The sequence below is a fragment of the Pseudoalteromonas sp. NZS11_1 genome (genome assembly GCF_015864275.1).
Classification (GTDB): Bacteria; Pseudomonadota; Gammaproteobacteria; order Enterobacterales; family Alteromonadaceae; genus Pseudoalteromonas; species Pseudoalteromonas arctica.
In genome coordinates this window covers 149127-167634 of sequence record NZ_JADYXK010000005.1, presented here as the reverse complement: position 1 = coordinate 167634, position 18508 = coordinate 149127, and the positions used below count along the sequence as shown (strand labels likewise).

General features: G+C 40.0%; 14 protein-coding genes. 6 read left to right on the top strand and 8 right to left on the bottom strand.

Translation table 11 applies throughout. From position 1 onward, the window contains the following. Positions 1-757 precede the first annotated feature (757 nt). Positions 758-2359, bottom strand: a complete 1602-nt coding sequence (locus I6F44_RS06465; RefSeq protein WP_197173470.1) for an isocitrate lyase — start codon at positions 2357-2359, stop codon at positions 758-760. A gap of 239 nt (positions 2360-2598) precedes the next feature. Between I6F44_RS06465 and I6F44_RS06460 the strand changes: the two genes are divergently transcribed. Then, positions 2599-4788: a malate synthase G gene (locus tag I6F44_RS06460; RefSeq protein WP_197173469.1), complete on the top strand. Its 2190-nt coding sequence runs from the start codon at positions 2599-2601 to the stop codon at positions 4786-4788. 201 nt (positions 4789-4989) lie between these two features. Here the strand turns inward: I6F44_RS06460 and I6F44_RS06455 are convergent, their stop codons facing one another. The 4 genes from I6F44_RS06455 to I6F44_RS06440 all read right to left on the bottom strand — a co-directional run bounded on the left by I6F44_RS06455 (position 4990) and on the right by I6F44_RS06440 (position 9730). Further along, positions 4990-5715 (bottom strand): YebC/PmpR family DNA-binding transcriptional regulator, encoded by a 726-nt coding sequence (locus tag I6F44_RS06455; RefSeq protein ID WP_024591562.1) that lies wholly within the window; start codon positions 5713-5715, stop codon positions 4990-4992. A 133-nt stretch (positions 5716-5848) separates the two neighbouring features. Further along, positions 5849-6466 (bottom strand): HAD family hydrolase, encoded by a 618-nt coding sequence (locus tag I6F44_RS06450; protein ID WP_007583617.1) that lies wholly within the window; start codon positions 6464-6466, stop codon positions 5849-5851. 322 nt (positions 6467-6788) lie between these two features. Further along, positions 6789-7283 carry a DUF6702 family protein gene (locus I6F44_RS06445; RefSeq protein WP_024609288.1) on the bottom strand — a complete coding sequence of 165 codons (495 nt, stop codon included), beginning with the start codon at positions 7281-7283 and terminating at the stop codon, positions 6789-6791. Beyond that, the gene (locus I6F44_RS06440; protein WP_197173468.1) at positions 7283-9730 is read right to left on the bottom strand and encodes a M1 family metallopeptidase; all 2448 of its coding nucleotides are present in this window, start codon (positions 9728-9730) and stop codon (positions 7283-7285) included. Before I6F44_RS06440 ends, I6F44_RS06445 begins: the two co-directional genes overlap by 1 nt. Before the next feature lie 577 nt (positions 9731-10307). On the opposite strand from I6F44_RS06440, the gene I6F44_RS06435 reads away from it, so the two are divergent. The 4 genes from I6F44_RS06435 to I6F44_RS06420 all read left to right on the top strand — a co-directional run bounded on the left by I6F44_RS06435 (position 10308) and on the right by I6F44_RS06420 (position 16202). After that, a complete protein-coding gene (locus I6F44_RS06435) occupies positions 10308-10544 on the top strand; it encodes a hypothetical protein (protein ID WP_002959190.1) in 237 nt (78 codons plus the stop codon). Between the two features lie 78 nt (positions 10545-10622). Then, the gene (locus I6F44_RS06430) at positions 10623-11870 is read left to right on the top strand and encodes an exonuclease SbcCD subunit D C-terminal domain-containing protein (protein ID WP_197173467.1); all 1248 of its coding nucleotides are present in this window, start codon (positions 10623-10625) and stop codon (positions 11868-11870) included. Then, positions 11867-15517: an AAA family ATPase gene (locus I6F44_RS06425; RefSeq protein ID WP_197173466.1), complete on the top strand. Its 3651-nt coding sequence runs from the start codon at positions 11867-11869 to the stop codon at positions 15515-15517. The genes I6F44_RS06430 and I6F44_RS06425 overlap by 4 nt, the downstream gene beginning before the upstream one ends. A 28-nt stretch (positions 15518-15545) precedes the next feature. Then, entirely contained in the window at positions 15546-16202 is a 657-nt protein-coding gene (locus tag I6F44_RS06420) for a class I SAM-dependent methyltransferase (RefSeq protein ID WP_197173465.1), read from the top strand. A 150-nt stretch (positions 16203-16352) separates the two neighbouring features. Here I6F44_RS06420 and I6F44_RS06415 read toward each other — a convergent pair whose 3' ends face one another. The 3 genes from I6F44_RS06415 to I6F44_RS06405 are packed head-to-tail and all read right to left on the bottom strand — an operon-like array spanning position 16353 to position 17785. Then, positions 16353-16745 carry an ACT domain-containing protein gene (locus I6F44_RS06415; RefSeq protein WP_197173464.1) on the bottom strand — a complete coding sequence of 131 codons (393 nt, stop codon included), beginning with the start codon at positions 16743-16745 and terminating at the stop codon, positions 16353-16355. Positions 16746-16764: 19 nt separating this feature from the next. After that, on the bottom strand, positions 16765-17328 hold the full coding sequence (locus I6F44_RS06410; protein WP_197173463.1) for a DUF6942 family protein: 564 nt from the start codon (positions 17326-17328) through the stop codon (positions 16765-16767). Position 17329: 1 nt separating this feature from the next. Next, the gene (locus tag I6F44_RS06405) at positions 17330-17785 is read right to left on the bottom strand and encodes a YaiI/YqxD family protein (protein ID WP_007376692.1); all 456 of its coding nucleotides are present in this window, start codon (positions 17783-17785) and stop codon (positions 17330-17332) included. 97 nt (positions 17786-17882) lie between these two features. Between I6F44_RS06405 and I6F44_RS06400 the strand changes: the two genes are divergently transcribed. Next, a complete protein-coding gene (locus I6F44_RS06400) occupies positions 17883-18404 on the top strand; it encodes a lipocalin family protein (RefSeq protein ID WP_007583597.1) in 522 nt (173 codons plus the stop codon). The last annotated feature ends 104 nt before the right edge of the window (positions 18405-18508 follow it).

Below are 18508 nucleotides of genomic sequence, written 5' to 3'. Positions count from 1 at the left end.
TTTACCGCCTTAGTATTCAAACTGTAAACCCCCTTTACACTTCTGTGACAGTTAAATATCGGACTTAGCTAAAACTTCAGTTAGTAAAATTTCGGTTTATAGCATTTTTTGTAACTTGAGTTGGTAAAAAATCGGTTTGAGTCACTGTTTATAGCCTATCAGTTAGTAAAATTTTGTTTTATAGCACAGAGAAGTTAGTAAAAAATCGGTTTATAAATTCGCTAAGTTTGCCTATTAAAGCAAAAATCAGTCACTTACCTGCCTTTTAAAGTTGTTGTAAACGCTTTTTACAGCAAAATCACCCCAAATATGCCGTTTTATGAAAGGTTAGTTAAACTCTGATCTGTAAATTCACTCAGGTAGTTAAATAGTGATCCAACATGATTTGGCAAGGGCGTGTTGAACTTTGGTGGGTTAATTTGCAGCAGTATGTTTGGTTTTTAGGCAAGGCGGAGCTTATGTAGTGTGGTTATTCCCCATGAATAGGCGATAACGTAGCATAAATACCAAACATGCGCTGCCCTTTGGGTTCTTTCTAGGGGCGATAAACTCTTTGTTGCTCGGTTTTTACTTAGCCCACTAGGTTACAAACCTCGCGCCGCGATTTAATCGCCCCTAGATTGAACAAATTTCAATCCACAAAGATCAACACGCCCTAGTTAAAGTCAGATCTGTAATTATGCTTCAATGTTCTAACTTTACTTAAAGCAATAAAAAAGGGCCTATTGGCCCTTGAGTAACACTATCTAGTTAGAAATTAAAACTGGTTCATGGTGTTGTCTTCACCACCGGCTTTTAGCGCGTTATCACCAGAGAAGTATTCTTTGTGTGTATCGCCCATGTTAGACCCTGCTAGGTCTTGGTGCTTAACAGAAGCTTGCTCACGGCGAATTTCTTGGCGTTGTACATCACGTACATAAGCCAGCATACCCATATCGCCAAAATAACCTTCAGACAAAATATCAGTGCTCAACGCAGCTGTATGGTACGTAGGCAGAGTAATTAAGTGATGGAAAATACCTGCTTCACGTGCGCCATCGCGCTGGAAGTTTTGCACTAGTAAATCGGCTGCTTGCGCAAGTTCTGTTGCATCCATTTCTGGTGCCATAAGGCCTTTATTGTCGCCAAGGCTTGGGTAAGCACTAAGGTCACGGCCTGCTTCTTCCCACTCTTGATATACTTGCTCACGAAACTTAAGCGTCCAGTTAAACGAAGGCGAGTTGTTGTATACCAGTTTTGCATTTGGCACGTGTTCTTTTACACGATTTACCAGTTCTGCAATTTGTTTAACATGTGGTTTTTCTGTTTCAATCCACAGTAAATCGGCGCCCGACTGCAAGCTAGTAATGCAATCTAATACTACGCGGTCTTTTTCAGTGCCTTCGCGGAACTGATATAAACCGTTATCTAGGCGAGTTGGTTTACATAACTGGCCATTAATTTTCATTGCCGTGTCGCCTTCATTTAAGTCATCAACACCGTTAATTGGCGTCGTTTCTAAAAATGCATTGTATTGGCTTGCTAAGTCACCTGGTGTTTGCGACACAGGTACTTTTTGAGTAAGGCTTGCACCTAATGAATCTGTACGTGCCACAATAATACCGTTATCAATACCAAGTTCTAAAAAGGCGTAACGTACTGCGTTAATCTTTGCTAAAAAGTCTTCGTGTGGAACGGTAACTTTACCCGCTTGGTGACCACATTGTTTGGCGTCAGATACTTGGTTTTCTATTTGAATGGCACACGCACCGGCTTCAATCATTTTTTTAGCCAGTAAGTAAGTTGCTTCTTCGTTACCAAAACCTGCGTCAATATCAGCAATAATTGGCACAACATGAGTTTCAAAGTTGTCTATTTTATCAATAACAGCTTGAACATCGCCGCCATTCGCTTTTGCTGCATCTAGGTCGTTAAACAAGTGGTCTAGTTCACGTGCATCAGCTTGCTTTAAAAATGTGTAAATTTCTTCAATTAATGCAGGTACCGATGTTTTTTCGTGCATGCTTTGATCTGGCAGCGGACCAAATGCAGAGCGAAGTGCTGCAACCATCCAGCCACTTAAGTATACATAGCTGCGTTTAGTTGTTTTTTGATGGCGCTTAATAGCCATCATCATTTGTTGGGCAGTAAAGCCATGCCAACACCCTAAAGATTGGGTGTACAGGCTTGTGTCGGCGTCATATGCAGCCATATCTTCACGCATAACGTCTGCTGTGTATTGCGCAATTTCAATCCCTGTACGAAAACGGTTTTGTAAACGCATACGGCTTGCGTATTCAGGGTTAATAGCTTTCCATGCGCTGCCTTGTGATTGGCAAAGAGTAGAGAGTGTGTCTGTTTCGCGTTGATATGTTGTCATAATAAAATCCTTCGAACGAGTGTGTAAATTATTTTAATGTTGTGAGAGTGGCTAGGAGTGTGTTCCGTAGCGCTTAATTCAACATTAGGCTCCTTTTCTAGATTTAGTAAATTTATAGTTGTTATTGTGGCTATACATTTTGTGAATGGCTAAAAAGCACTCAACATTGCCTTTTTGAGTTATTGTTGCCTTAACGCACAAGCACACAACAACATCGCGACCGTTTAAGGAAGGCAATTATGTCCCACACTCTCACACATTCAGGACTCAGCGTAGACACACAACTCGCTGATTTTGTTAAAAATCAATTACTACCAGGCACTCACTTAAGTGAGCATCAATTTTGGCAAAGCTTTGCACATATAGTTCAAACACTTACCCCTACAAATAAGGCACTGCTTGAAAAGCGAGAATTGCTTCAACAGCAAATAGATGACTACCATCTTGCTAATAAAACGTGGGATAGCGTTAAGTACCATGCCTTTTTGCAAGATATTGGCTATTTAGTTAAAGAGCCTACCAACTTTGAAATTGAAACCCAAAATGTAGAACCCGAAGTAGCCCTTACAGCAGGCCCTCAGTTGGTTGTGCCTGTCAGTAACGCACGCTTTGCACTTAATGCCGCTAACGCACGTTGGGGTTCGTTATACGACGCTTTATACGGTACAGATGTGTTAAGCGAAGACGATGGAGCCGAAAAAGGCAATACCTACAATCCTGTTCGTGGTTTTAAGGTAATGGCCTACGCTCGCCAGTTTTTAGATAAAGCATTGCCGCTCACTAATGGCTCGCATATAGAAAGCACTAATTATTCAGTAGTAGATGGCGCACTTTTAATTACGTTACGTGATAGCTCTCAAACCACATTAGCTAACCCATCTCAGCTTATTGGCTATCAAGGAGAAGCACAAAACCCAACTGTAGTGTTATTAAAAAACAATGATTTACACATAGAGCTACATATCGATCACCACCACATTATTGGCCAAGCAGATAAAGCAGGCTTAAAAGATGTAGTGTTAGAGGCCGCTCTTACAACCATTATGGATTGTGAAGATTCTGTAGCTGCGGTAGATGCAGAAGATAAAGTACAAGTTTATAAAAATTGGCTTGGTTTGATGCAAGGTAACTTAGTTGAATCGTTTAAAAAAGGCGATAAAACTGTAGAGCGCACTCTGCAAAGTGATAAAACATACACCGCACTTGATGGTGGCACCGTTACTTTAAAAGGCCGTAGCATGATGTTTGTTAGAAACGTTGGCCATTTAATGACGAATCCTGCGATTACCGATGTGTACAATCAACCGGTATTTGAAGGCATTATGGATGCGATGTTTACTGCCACCGCTGCCCTGCACGACCTAAATAAAAAAACAGGTATTAAAAATACCAGCGCGCAAAGTATTAATATAGTAAAACCAAAAATGCATGGCCCTGAAGAGGTAGCGTTTACTAACACTTTATTTAGCTTAGTAGAGGAAGCGCTAAGCTTACCTAAAAACACGCTTAAAATGGGTATTATGGATGAAGAACGCCGTACTTCTGTAAACCTAAAAGCCTGTATTTATGCAGCCAAAGAGCGTGTTGTATTTATAAATACTGGATTTTTAGACCGAACAGGCGATGAAATTCATACCTCTATGCAAGCGGGTGTTGTGCTTCCAAAAGCACAGATTAAGCAGCAACCATGGATACAAGCTTATGAGGATCGCAACGTCGATATTGGCCTTGCTTGTGGCTTAAGTCATAAAGCACAAATAGGTAAAGGCATGTGGCCAATGCCAGATAAAATGGCATTAATGATGGAGCAAAAACAAGCTCACCCTAAATCAGGCGCTAATACAGCATGGGTGCCCTCCCCTACTGCGGCTACCCTGCATGCAATGCATTATCACGATGTAAACGTATTTACTGAGCAGCAAAGTATTGCTAAACGTACTATTGCTAGCCTTAATGACCTGCTTACACCGCCGCTAATGGCAGACCCTAAAAGGCTTTCAAAAGAAGATATTCAAAGCGAGCTTGAAAACAACGCACAAGGCATTTTAGGTTACGTTGTACGTTGGATTGATCAAGGCGTTGGCTGCTCAAAAGTACCCGACATTAACCATATCGGGCTAATGGAAGACAGAGCAACACTGCGTATTTCAAGCCAGCATATGGCTAATTGGTTGCTAAATGGCGTGTGTTCACAGGCGCAAATAAAATCAACAATGGCTAAAATGGCCAAAGTAGTTGATGGTCAAAACGAGCACGACACTGCGTATACACCCATGGCAATAAACGAAGAAACCCTTAATAACAGCATTGCGTTTCAAGCTGCACTTGCACTGGTTTTGGAGGGGGTAACACAACCTAGTGGTTACACTGAACCACTACTACATAGCTACCGTATAAAGTATAAGTCACAAAAGTCGAATACGCTTTAACCGCTTAAGCAAAGTTAAAATTAAGTACTAATACCAGCTTTTAAGCTGGTTTTTTATCGCCTAAAATTAGAATAACAGCACTTTTAAGGCATTTTAAAGGTATATAGATAATACACATGAATATCTAACATTTATTCAAACGTAAAAAAGCGTGTTTTGCATACACAAAACACGCTTTTTAAATCTTTTAGCTAATTAAATCTAATTTTTTACAATAGCATTGTGATAAATGTTTTGTACATCGTCACAATCTTCAAGCATATTTATAAACTTATCAAAGTTAGCAATAACTTCTTCGTCTTCAATTTCAATATTAACTTGAGGAATAAACGTAATTTCGTCTACTTCAAAGTTAATGCCTTCAAATGCGTCTTCAAGGGCTGTTTTAGCTTTAAAGTATTCTGTTGGTGGTGCAAATACCGATATTTTACCGTCCTCGGCTTCAACATCGCTAACATCAACATCAGCCATCATTAATGCTTCTAATACTATTTCGTCGTCATCACCCGCAAAGCCAAGTACCGCATAATGATCAAACATATGTGCTACGCAGCCAGGAGTACCAATTTTTGAGTCTGTTTTAGTAAACGGTAAGCGTACATCTTTAATTGTACGGTTCGGATTGTCAGTTAAACAGTCAACTATAACCATGCAATTACCAGGACCATAGCCTTCGTAACGGGCAACAGAGTAATCTTCCCCTGCGCCACCGGCTGCTTTTTCAATTGCTTTATCGATAACGTGCGCGGGTACTTGGTCTTTTTTAGCTTTTTCGATTAGACGGCGTAGTGTTTGATTTACTTCGGGATCGGGATCGCCACTTTTTGCTGCAACGTAAATCTCTTTACCATACTTTGAGTTTACTTTTGTTTTTGCATTGGCTGTTTTGATCATAGAACTTTGACGAACTACAAATGCTCTGCCCATTTTGTGCCCCTAATGAATACGTTACGTTTTGCGGTATTTTACCAATTCAAAACGTATTGGGCTAGGAACAAACGTTATTTTGTAATTTAAATAACGTAGCACTTATTCTTAAATAAATTTAATAGTACGCTATTTAACATAACTCTATTTTTTCAGAATAACTCTCAACTAATGTCACTAATTCAACAAAGTCATGTAAAACGTAATCTGCCTGATCGGCATAAGCAGGCGTTGACTCTGGAGCGTATAAACACGCGCGCATATTTGCATTGTGCGCAGCTTGAATGTCGTAAAGGTAATCGCCTACATAAAGTAAATTTCTGGCGTTAATGTTCCAAAGTGTAGCAATGGCATTTAAAGCGCTGGGATCTGGCTTTGCTGGGGCATCGCTTCGCGTTAAAACTGTGCTGATAGGGAGTGGATTATTTTGTAATTTAATTGCCGCTGCTTTATCAAAATTGCGAGTAACAATCGCCATCGGAATATTTTTAGACTTTAAAGCATGAATAGCTTCACTCACACCAGGTAATATACTGGCATGTTGTGCATCTATTAATTCGTGTTGGTGAACTATATTCATTGCCTCTTCACGCATATACGGTGAGGGCAACTGAGCAATGTAATCAAGTAAGTCTTGCTCGCAAGGGCAACCTATTTGGGCCTTTATTAATGCAAAATCTAATTCTGATGAAACCAATGTTCCATCTAAATCAAAAATCACTCCAAAAATAGCCTCAACCTGAGTAGTCATATCATTCCCTGAATTTAGTTATTACTAAATGAAATTTAAACATAAAATTCTCTACTGCTTATGCCCTAGGCCGGTAAATACAAAGGGATAAATGAAACTAACTATATTTAAATATTAATACGCACCATTATCAATCTATTGATAACAAGGTAATTTAAGTGCTTGATATATCATGCGCAAAAAAAGGTAAATATACAAATTGAACTCACAAATTTTACGTAAATTTACAAATAACAGATCAAACATGAACGCAGTTTAAACGTATGAAGAAAACGCGCACATAAACAACTGCTGTGCGCGTCGGTTGGGGAAGTTTTAAATATTAATTTTGCTCAAAGCGGGCTTCGAGCCAAGTATCATCTTGAGCAAAGTTTAAAGTTTTAATCTTACCTTTGCCCTCAACGTTTACCATATTTACCTGAGATGGCCATAAATCACGAAGTGCGCCATTACTCATTTTAATTCCTTCAATGTTTTCAGGAATTGGTGCTTCTTGGTAAACCCAAAAAAACTTACCATCAACTTGTGCCCCTACAAAGCTAAGTGGTAAAGGTTCGCCACTTAACGTTTGTAGAGCAACATGCGATTCAACATACTTAGCAAAACGTTGTTGGTCGGCTTTATTACTAATAATATCAATTTTGCCTTTAAACAATGTTCCTACGGCGTGTTCGGTATCATGTAAATAAAAGCGATGCATTAATTCAACATTATGCGTTCGTTTATTAAAAAGCACGGTTGTAACTGACGACTTTAGTTGATGCGCCATACTTGGCGCAGCAACTAAAAGGCAAACAATAATAAGCAAAAAGCGCATTATTGCTGCTCCTCACCGTCATCCTTTTCGTCTTTCTTCTCATCAGTTTTAAGCTCAGTTTTAATATCTTGCATGATATCGCGACTTACTTTAGCTTTACTCTTTTCCTTTTTAAACACTTCAATACGTGAAGGAATAATACGACGAGGGTAGTTATTATTTTCAACATCTACGTCAGCTGTTTCCCAGCCTGGATCGACAGTAACTGATACAAGCGGTTTGTTTTTATCGGTAACAATCAGCTTTTGAACGTTTTTATAATTACGACGCCAAATTTCAGCAGGAATATAGCGCTCTTCTTTAGTGCCATCTTCATATGTTAGCTCTAATAAAATAGGCATTACCAAACCACCAAGGTTTGAAAATTCCATAACGTAATAGTTTTTATCTTCTTCTAAAGCACGCTTAAGCGTTTTACGCTCCCACGGCTCTAAGCCTTTTAAAAACTTATTGTACGAGTTACGTTCTTTATTGGTTACAGTAAAACGGTCGTTTTCGTCATAAAAATCGGTAACATCAGAGTTTTTCTCAACCCATGTTTTTTTACCTTGTGCGCGGTTACGCTCAACAAATAATGAAGTAGGTTTGTCTGCTTCAATATCACGTAAACGGCTGTAATCAATATCAGGGTTTTTAGTGTCTAAACGTAGTTGATATACTTTATCTAAAGAGATATCTACATGGTCTGTGGTGTAAAACCAGCCACGCCAAAACCAATCTAAATCAACACCAGAGGCTTCTTCCATTGTACGGAAAAAATCAGCTGGAGTAGGGCGCTTGTATTTCCAGCGCTGAGCATACTCTTTAAATGCAAAGTCGAATAAGTCACGACCTAAAATTACTTCACGTAAAATATTAAGGGCTGCTGCAGGTTTAGTATAAGCATTAGGACCTAAGCGTAATACACTGTCTGACTGAGTCATAACAGGTACTTGGTTTTCAGACTTCATGTAGCTCACTATATCGCGAGGCTCAACACCCCAAGGAATAGTAGGATCCCATTCACGACCAGCAACGCCATCTAAAAAGCTATTTAAGCCTTCATCCATCCACGTCCATTGGCGCTCATCTGAGTTAACAATCATTGGAAAGTAAATATGACCCACTTCATGAATAACTACGCCAAGTAAAAAGCGCTTTTCAGCTTGAGAATAAGTACGTGTACCATCATCTTGTAACTTAGTACGCGGGCCGTTAAAGGTAATCATTGGGTATTCCATACCGCCAACAGGGCCATTTACCGATTGCGCAGTTGGGTATGGGTAGTCAAAAGAATACTTAGAGTACACTTCCATTGTGTGTACTACCGCTTCAGTTGAGTACTTCTCCCATAAGTCACCACCTTCTTTAGGGAAGAACGACATTGCCATAACTAAAGGCTGAACGTCACCACCTTGTTGATAGCCTTTTGCATCCCACATAAACTTACGAGACGACGCCCAGGCAAAGTCACGTACGTTTTGCGCTTTAAAGTGCCACGTTTTAGTTTTGTCGGTGCCTTCTTTTTCGTTTTCTAGCGCTTCTTCTGCGTTAACAATAAACACAGGACGCTTAGATGTTTCGGCTTGCTTTAAACGTTTGCGCTGAGTACTTGTAAGTACTTTGCTCGCGTTATCAAGTTTACCTGTTGCCGATACAATGTGATCTGCCGGAACAGTAATCTCAACATCGTAATCACCAAACTCAAGCGTAAACTCACCAGAGCCTAGAAACGGCTTGTTTGTCCATGCTTCGTAATCGGTATAAGCGGCTAAACGAGGAAACCACTGAGCAATTAAGAATATGTCGTTGCCGTCTTCTTCAAAGTGCTCGTAACCAGAACGTGCACCCACTGCATCTTCTTCAACAATGTTGAAGGCAAAGTTCATGCTAAATTCGACTTCTTTACCTGGTTTTAATGGCTCGTTTAAATCGATGCGCATTAAGGTATCAACTACAGTTACGCGTAGCTCTTTACCATCGTCATCTTTTACGCCACTGATTGTATAACCCAGTTCGTTGTCGCTCATAAATTGCTGACGACGTAATTCACCTAAACTTAATTTAGCGGGCTTTTGAGCTGGTAGGCTTTCTAAAGTGCTTTTAAATGTTTTAGTTGTTTCGGCAATAGAGTCACTTTTAAAAATATTTTGATCTAACTGTAACCATAAATATTTAAGCGTATGTGGTGAGTTATTTTTATATTCAATGCTTTGGCTACCGGTAATGCGGTGCTTTTTTTCATCTAGCTTCACATCAATATCGTAATTTACACGTTGCTGCCAGTATTTTTCACCTGGTTCGCCAGCGGCACTACGATAAACATTGGGTGTAGGAAGTGCTTCGTCTAATTGACGAAATTTATCAACAAAAGAACCTTTTGTTTGCTCAACCGAAGACGCCATAGCTGCACTCGATATTGCGAATGGCAATACAAAAGCACTTAGCGTAAGACCTATTTTTTTCATTGTTAGTCCTAATATAATTTTGTGAGCGTACTTTGACAAATATACCAGTTAGCTTCAATAAATTAGCGACCAAGTACCGTATTTTTAGGGTGATGTTCACTTAGTTTTTTAGATTGAAAAATACAATTATTTTGTAACAAAATACGAACAGATAAAAACTGTAAAGGGGGTTTACAAAATTGGGTTTTAATAATGGTTTTGATCAGTTAAATACAAAGTCCCAGAACTTAAAAAAATATCATTCATTTTATATATTGCTAAAAAAGTATTGCTTTGGCATTACCAGGTAAACCATTAATCCTACGTATAAGTATTACTAATTCGCAACAAGTAAAATGGCCTAAAAGCCTTTTCTACTGAACAAAAACACAGTGAAACGAGTAAATAATTGGCTTAAATATTGCCGAGCTTCATTAATATTCGCTATTTGTACGATAAATGACAAATAGTGTAATTTTAGGTTGATCTTTAGTGCTGTTTATATTTAAAATCGCCAACCTTTTTATTTGAGGCAAATAAATTCGTCACATTTATCCTCAAATTAATATCGATTACTAGCAAGAAATGCGGTGGGCTTATGGATTTTTACATCCTAAAAAAACAACAAGAACTAATTGCGATTCCAGCAAGTGAGAATAACTGTAAGCAGTATCTCGATTCGGGTTATTTTTATATCGATAAAGTAGCAGCGTGCAACGAAACTAATGCACTAAAGGCGCTACACGCAAAACAAACTAAAACGTTAAAAATTCCATTATTAATGGCACTTTTAGCATTACCGGTTGTTTTTTCAGCTTGGTACAGTTTAACCTAACGTAATGCATGCCTTAGGCTTGCATCTTTAACAGCCTTGGGTATATTGGCGCTCTTACGGTTTTATTAAGAGCGCGACATGAAAGTCCTCCACACCTCAGATTGGCACCTTGGCCAACAATTTTACGAACACGATCGCCATGTTGAACATCAAGCTTTTTTTACATGGTTATTAGCCACTCTTGTTGAACAACAAATAGACTTACTTTTAGTTGCTGGCGACATTTATCATACAGCGACTCCAAGTGCTAGCGCTGAAAATCAGCTTTATCAATTTATTAAAGACGCCAAAAAAGCATGCCCACTATTACACGTAGTGATTATTGCGGGTAACCACGACTCTGCAAATCGTATTTTGGCAGCTCAGCCATTACTTGCACAGTTTGATACTCACGTAGTAGGGCGCTTTGATGTCGCAACACCCGATGAAACTGTTATTACCATAAATACCAATGGTAAACGCGCTGTAATCGTCGCTATGCCATTTTTACGCGCAAGTGATGTAAGTTTACTTAGCCAAACCGAAAACGGTCCTAGTTATGCTCAAGGCGTTTCAAAAGCTTACGAACTTGCACTAGAGCAAGCTACTAATATAAACGAGCAAAACTCACCATTAATAGTTATGGGGCATTTACACGCAAAGGGCGGGGACATCTCAAGTGATTCTGAGCGTAACTTAGTAATAGGTGGTGAAGAATCTATTTCAGCCAATGTATTTGGTAAACAAGCCAACTACGTTGCCCTTGGGCACTTACACAAAGCGCAACAAGTCGCTAAAAGTGATGTTATTCGCTACAGCGGCACACCTATCCCTATGTCGTTTTCAGAACGTAACTACACGCACCAAGTAAATGTTGTTGAGTTTATTATTGATGAAAAACAACATATTAGTACAACTGTAAACCCCCTTTACATTCCGCGCTCTGCCGATGTAATTATTTTACCAAAAGGGGTGTGTGTACCATTAAGCGAACTATGCGAGCAAATTAAAGCGCTCGACACTGCACAAAATACAATAGCGCCTTATTTACGTGTAAAGCTTAAATCAAGCGATACCGACACAACATTCAGAGAACAAATAGAACAAGCACTTGAAGGTAAGCATATTAAATTTTGTGGTATTGAACGTGTACGTGAGCAATCAGCGCAGAATGACGACAACACCGTATTTGAAGATTTAAGCGAAGTTGAAATGCTCAATCCACTAAACCTATTAGAACAAGCGTTCGCAAACGATAAAGACATGGCAGGGCAAAGCGTACCCGATGAGCTAAAAGCACTTTTAAGTGATGTGATAAACGAGCTTACGGAGCAAGAACAACTATGAAAATAACCGCAGTTCGTATTCATAATTTAGCCTCAATAGTTGACGCTGAAATAGATTTTACTAAAGCCCCATTAAAAGATGCAGGATTGTTTGCGATAACAGGCGATACTGGCGCTGGTAAAAGTACCTTTTTAGATGCCATTTGTTTAGCCCTTTATACAAAAACAGCGAGGCTGCGCGGTGATAAAGGTAACTTAATTGAGTTTAACGGCGACAGCATTAAGCTTAATGATGCGCGAAACTTGCTACGCAGAGGTACATGGGAAGGCTACGCCGAGGTCGACTTTTTAGGACAAGATAAACAGCTTTATCGTGCGCGCTATACAATTGCACGAACCCATAAAAAAGTAACAGGCAAACTTAAAGTAGCAGAGCACACTTTAGTAACCCTGCCAGACGAAACCCTTATAGCTGACAAAAGCCACACAATAAAAGAAGTCGAGAGTAAAATAGGGCTTAACTTTGAGCAGTTCTCCCGTGCCGTACTTTTAGCACAACATGAGTTTGCTGCGTTTTTAAAAGCCACTGGCGATGAGCGAGCGCAACTTTTAGAATGCTTAACAGGTACCGATAAATTTAGCCGTATTGGCGTGCGTATTTTTGAACGTCATAAAGAGCAAGTAGCAAAGCTTGAAGCGCTTAAAGCAGGCCTTCAAAGCTATACTTTGCTAGCACCAGAAGAACTTGAGCTACAACAAACCAAGTTAACCGATTTAAAAGCGCAAACCGAACACACTAAAAAAGAGCTATCCAAAACCGAAAAAGCACTTAACTGGTATCAGCAAGCTACAGTACTTGAGCAAAACTTACTGCAAGCACAGCAAACCCAGCAACAAGCAAGCTCAGCGCTTGAAAGTATTACCTCACAAAGCGAGCAGGCAAAACAAGCCAAGCAGGCGCTTGAAATAAAAGATAACCGCAGCCGTTTTAATTTGTTAACCGATCAAAATACGGCTTTGGATCAGCAAATAACATCGCTTAAAAGTGTTGATCATTTAGCGGTAATTAACGAGCGTAATACCGCGCTTACTAAGCATACCGAGCTGCTTAATAACGCCAATGAGCAAAAACAAAATGCAGCGCCCGTTATAACTAAAGCGCGAGAGCTCGACAGCAATATTGCCTTGCAAACTCAAGCTGTAAAAGGTACTGAGTCGCAAATAACCAAAGAGCAATCTCAGTTTGATGAGTTCACACAGCAGCTTAAACAAAGCAATAGCGAGCTTGAACTCGCTAATACCGAATCAACTAAAAGCCAGCAATGGCTTAATGAGCATGCACAGCTGCATGTTTTAGCAAAAGACTGGAGCTACTATCAGCAAAGCTTTAATACCTACTTAAATGCACAGCAGCAATTAACCGCAAACCTTGCACAAAGCCAAACTCTTAATAGCGAGCTTGCAAGTCAGAGCGATCTTTTAAATGCGCAAAATAATAAAGTGCAGCAGTGCGAGGTGGCACTTAGTGGTGAGCAATCAACTTTACAGGCATTAAATACTCAGCTTAATGAATTTAATGCAGAGCACTGTGACGCGCAGCTAAAAAGTATTGATTACTTAAAAGAGCAGCGAGAGCGCTACGGGCAATTTAACGCAGAACTAAAACAAAGCACTCAACGCCAACAAGTACTTAATCAGCAGTTAAATGAAAGCCAGCAAGCCCATGCTTTACTTAATCAGCATTTAATAACCAGCGAGCAAGCGCTTAAAGGTAGCGAGTACGCACTCAACCAAGCGCGCTTAAGAGCCAGCGAAAACGTAGAACATTTACGCACAGAGCTTCGCCCTAATGAGCCTTGTTTAGTGTGCGGTGCAACTGAGCACCCGTATGCGGTAAATCAAAATCAGCAATTAAATAACTTAATTACTGATTTTGAAAATGCTTTTAATATAGCTAAAAAGCAATTTGACCATGCACAAAGCGAGCTGCATAAGCACCAAACTCAACATGCCGTATTAACTGCTGAACACGGACAACTTGAGCAAATAATAAAAACAGCAAAAGCCAAACAGTTCGACATTAAAAATACCATGCAAGGCGCACGCACAGAGCTTAACGACTTAACGCCTGATCAGCTTGAAGTAACTTATAAGCAGTTAACGGAGCAAAAAGCGCAATACTTTGAGCAACAAAAACGTCAACGTACACTGCAAACTAAAGTAAATGAGCTACTTGCAGCACTTAAAGCAGAGCAGCAAGTACAGCAGCAACTTAGTAATAAACACCTTGAGCTTACACATCAGCAAAACCAAATAACGAGTAAGCATAGCGAACTAAGTGCGCAAATTAACGAGCTCGGTACAACGCTTAATAGCCAATTTGAAAACAGTGATTTTTGGCAGCAACTACAAACCAATGCGCTTGAGCTTACCCAGTTGCACGAGCAAGTTACGCAGTATCAGCAAACTCAAATGCAACTTGAGCAAAGCCAAAAACGTCAAGACACAGCTAATGAGAAAATAAAGCAGCTCACACCGCTTATAAGTAACAACGAGCAGTCGTTAAAAGCACTTAATGAAGAGCTTGTAAAAGCTAAAAATTTACTAAGCACTGTACAAAGTGAGCGCTTAGCTTTATTTAATAATGAGCAAATAAGTGCAGACGACTACCAAGCAAAACTTACAAGTGTGCAAGAGCAACTGCAATCGCAGGTTCAAGCGAGTCAAAAAGCATATGACGACGCTATAAAACAACGAGATGAGCACGCCATAACGCTTAAAAATGTAGAGCAACGCTTGCTTGAAAGCAGCCAAGAGCTAGCAACGCTTGAGGCACGTTATAACCAGTGGTTTACTGACTTTAAAGCGCAATATAGCAATGCAACGCACGAACAGGTCAAAATTTTACTAACGCTTAGTAGCGAGACTATTAAAGCGCATTTAACTCAGCACGAGCAGTTAACTCAAGCCCTAACAGATGCAAACGCCGCATTAAAACAGCAGCAACTTACGCTTGAAAAACACAACAGTAGCGATAAACCAACGCAAAGTGCAGAGGCTTTAAGTACGCAACTAAGCAGCTTAAACGAGCAACAAACGCAGCTGCAAAATTCATTACTAGCAACTAATACCGCTATTGAGCAACATAACCAAAATGCGAAAGCGCTTGAAGGCAAACAAGCTGAGTTAACTACGCTTAAAACCCAGGTTGAACAATGGCACTTGCTTAATAAAGTATTGGGTGATGCAACGGGTAAAACCATGCGTAACTTAGCGCAAACACAAACGTTAAAAATATTACTGCACTATGCAAACAGCCATTTAAAAACACTCAACAAACGCTACGAATTAACCGCCATAGCGCAAACACTCGACATTGCAATTATTGACCGCGACATGGCCGACGAGCAACGCTCTGTTAATACACTCTCAGGCGGGGAGTCATTTTTAGTATCGCTCGCGCTTGCACTTGGTTTAGCATCGCTTTCGTCAAACAAAGTACAAATCAATTCTTTGTTTATTGACGAAGGGTTTGGTACGTTAGACAGCGAAACCCTAAGCATTGCAATGGACGCTTTGGATTCTTTGCAAGCACAAGGCAGAAAAGTAGGCGTTATATCGCACGTAACACAAATGAGCGAGCGTGTAGCCACTCAAGTGCATGTAGCCAAAAAGCCAGGTGGATATTCCACAGTTGAAGTTTTATAAGCAACATTACTGAAAACAAGGAGATACAATGCCAACGTTTACAGGCGAGCAAGCAACACAATACGATAGCCGTATAACCCGTTTAGTTCCTGGTTATGAATTATTACATCAGCTCACTAACGCACAGCTAAAAGCAACGCTAAGCGATAATGCGCATATTTTAGTAGTAGGGGCAGGCACAGGCAAAGAAGTGCTTGCACTGGCTGCATTAAACCCTACATGGCAATTTACCGCGCAAGATACATCAGCCGATATGCTTGCTATCGCGAAGCAGCAATTTGATGAGCAAGGCATAGCAAGCCGCGTCAATATTCACAACGGACCTGTTAATAAATTATCGGTTAAAGCCGATGCCGTTTTATGTTTATTGGTAATGCATTTTGTACAAGATGATGGCGATAAAAAAGAGTTATTAAAAGCGATTAAAGGAAGCCTTAAAAAAGACGCCAACCTTTATATTGCAGATTTAATGCGCCCTGAAACTTCATTTGAGCGCGAAGCCCAGCTTACAACGTGCGCGCAATTGGGTTTAACCGAAACAGGTAAAACACAAACAGGGCACGACTTAGAAAATGAGTTTTACCCGCTTGATAGAATGCGCTTTAGCGAATTGCTAAATGAGTGCAAATTTGGCATTCCGAAGCTGTATTTTAAAGCGCTAGGTTTTAGTGGGTATGTAGTTTAAGTTTTACAAGTTAAACAAGCACCCGCTATTTAGCACCAATAAAAACACCGAGTGAACAAACTCGGTGTTTTTATACGTAAGTCGGTTAAGCGAAGAGCCACCCGACGATCTAATATCCACATCACTCAAATCGTTGCTGTGCCAGCAATCCTAACCAATCTCTCCAAGCGCTTTCATTGCAGCTTGTGCTTTATCTGTTTGTACAAAAATATGGTCGTGATAAAACGCAGCTACCACATTAGCGCTAATGCCATGCTCAGTCAGCTTTGCAGATACCGCAGCAGTTAGCCCAACGGCCTCTAAGCTTGAATGTACGTTAAGGGTAATTAAATTATATTTACCCTCGTAAGTAATACCTGCTTTATCGGCGGTTTCAGCTTTTAAAATAAGGGTTAGCCCTTCCTCTTCAATATAAGTGGCAAGTGGCTCTAAATGAACATAATCAGCCAATTTTCCTGCTAAGCAACAAAAAATATACTCGCCTTGCTTAAGCGCTGGCTGCATTGATTTTAATAATTCGTTTAACTCTAAAATTCCGGCCATGGTCGTTCCCTACAATGTGTTATTTAGTGATTTTTAGCTGCGCGACTAGTTCGCTTAATCTCGCTATTTTTATATTACTTAACTGTCTATAATCAAAATATGGGCACACAATAATGTTGTTGGTCGTGTCTATTGCAAACTCGTCGTCGAGCCAATCAAATTGTGCATGTAACTTACCTTGTTGTAATAAGTTTTTAGCATGCGTACGACCGGCAATTATGTGCAACTGGTTTTTATTGCTAGTAGCTTTATTTGCACCCGTAATAGCAGTGTTAGGCGCGCTAAATAGCAGGGCAGTTTTACTGTTTTTTTGCAGTAAATACTCATCGCGATATTGTTGCCAAGTAGAGGCTTGTTTAGCAAATGAATAATGCTCACTTGGCAGGGAAAATAGCACTTTGGCGTAAACGTTAAATACCTTACGCCAACCATTACCACAGTGCTGGTTTATGGTATTTATTTGCTCATTTATAACCGGTTCTAGGCATTCAAGTGTTTCAAAAAACGGCATTGGCGGCGCTTTTGCTACGTATACTGCCACGCTAAATTGCGTATCACCTAAGCCAACTAATTGGGTATTCAAGTTAGTTAGCCTTGTTTTGCGCTAAAATACGGTCGAGGTTATTTGCAAAGTTTTGGCGATCGGTTTGGCTAAGTGGCGGTGGCCCACCACTCATTTCTACGCCACTTGAGCGCATGGTATCCATAAAGTCGCGCACGTTAAGTATTGAGCGGATATTCTCGGTGGTATAAAGCTCGCCACGCGGGTTGAGTGCTTGCCCGCCGTTATCAATTACTTCACTCGCCAGCGGTATATCGCCCGTAATAACTAAATCGCCTTTTTCAATACGTTTTACTATTTCGTCGTCGGCTACATCAAAGCCTGACGATACTTGAACGCGGCTTATGTATTTTGACGGCGGAATACGCATTGCGTGATTAGCCACTAAAATAGTCTCGATTTTCATACGCTCCGCCGCTCTAAAAAGTATTTCTTTTATAACGACAGGACACGCGTCTGCATCTACCCAAATTTTCATGCTATGGTCATTTTTATTGCTTTAGAATTAAGACGATCCTATAGCAAATTTTATTCTTGTGAAATAGCATAAATTACATAATCGAAAAGGAGCTTACATGAAGGCTATAAAATACGGTTTACTTATTACAGGGCTATTTTTTCTGAGTGCTTGTACCAGCCCTCCTGAGGGAATAACACCCGTTAAAAACTTTGATATACAAAAATATAAAGGAAAATGGTTTGAAATAGCGCGGCTCAATCACTCATTCGAAGAAGGTATGGAGCAAGTTACCGCTACTTATTCAATTAACGACGACGGCACAGTAAAGGTCCTTAACAAAGGGTATTTAACGGATGATAAAAAATGGGATGACGCCGAAGGCTTGGCCAAGTTTGTTGAGGGCACTGACACCGGGCATTTTAAAGTTTCGTTTTTTGGTCCATTTTATGGCGCTTACGTGATTTTTGAACTTGACCAACCCGATTATCAATATGCATTTATAACCAGTTACAACAAAGATTACTTGTGGTTTTTGTCGCGTACACCAACGGTTAGCAAAGAGCTTAAAGAACACTTTTTAACTAAAGCTAAAGAGTTGGGCTTTGCTACTGATGAAATAATTTGGGTTAAGCAATAAACAATGTAAAGCCCCTTTACAGTAGTAATAAAAGAGTAATTTAACTGTAAAGTAACTTACATATATTATGGTTATATTGTATGCACTTGCCGTGAGACAGCAAG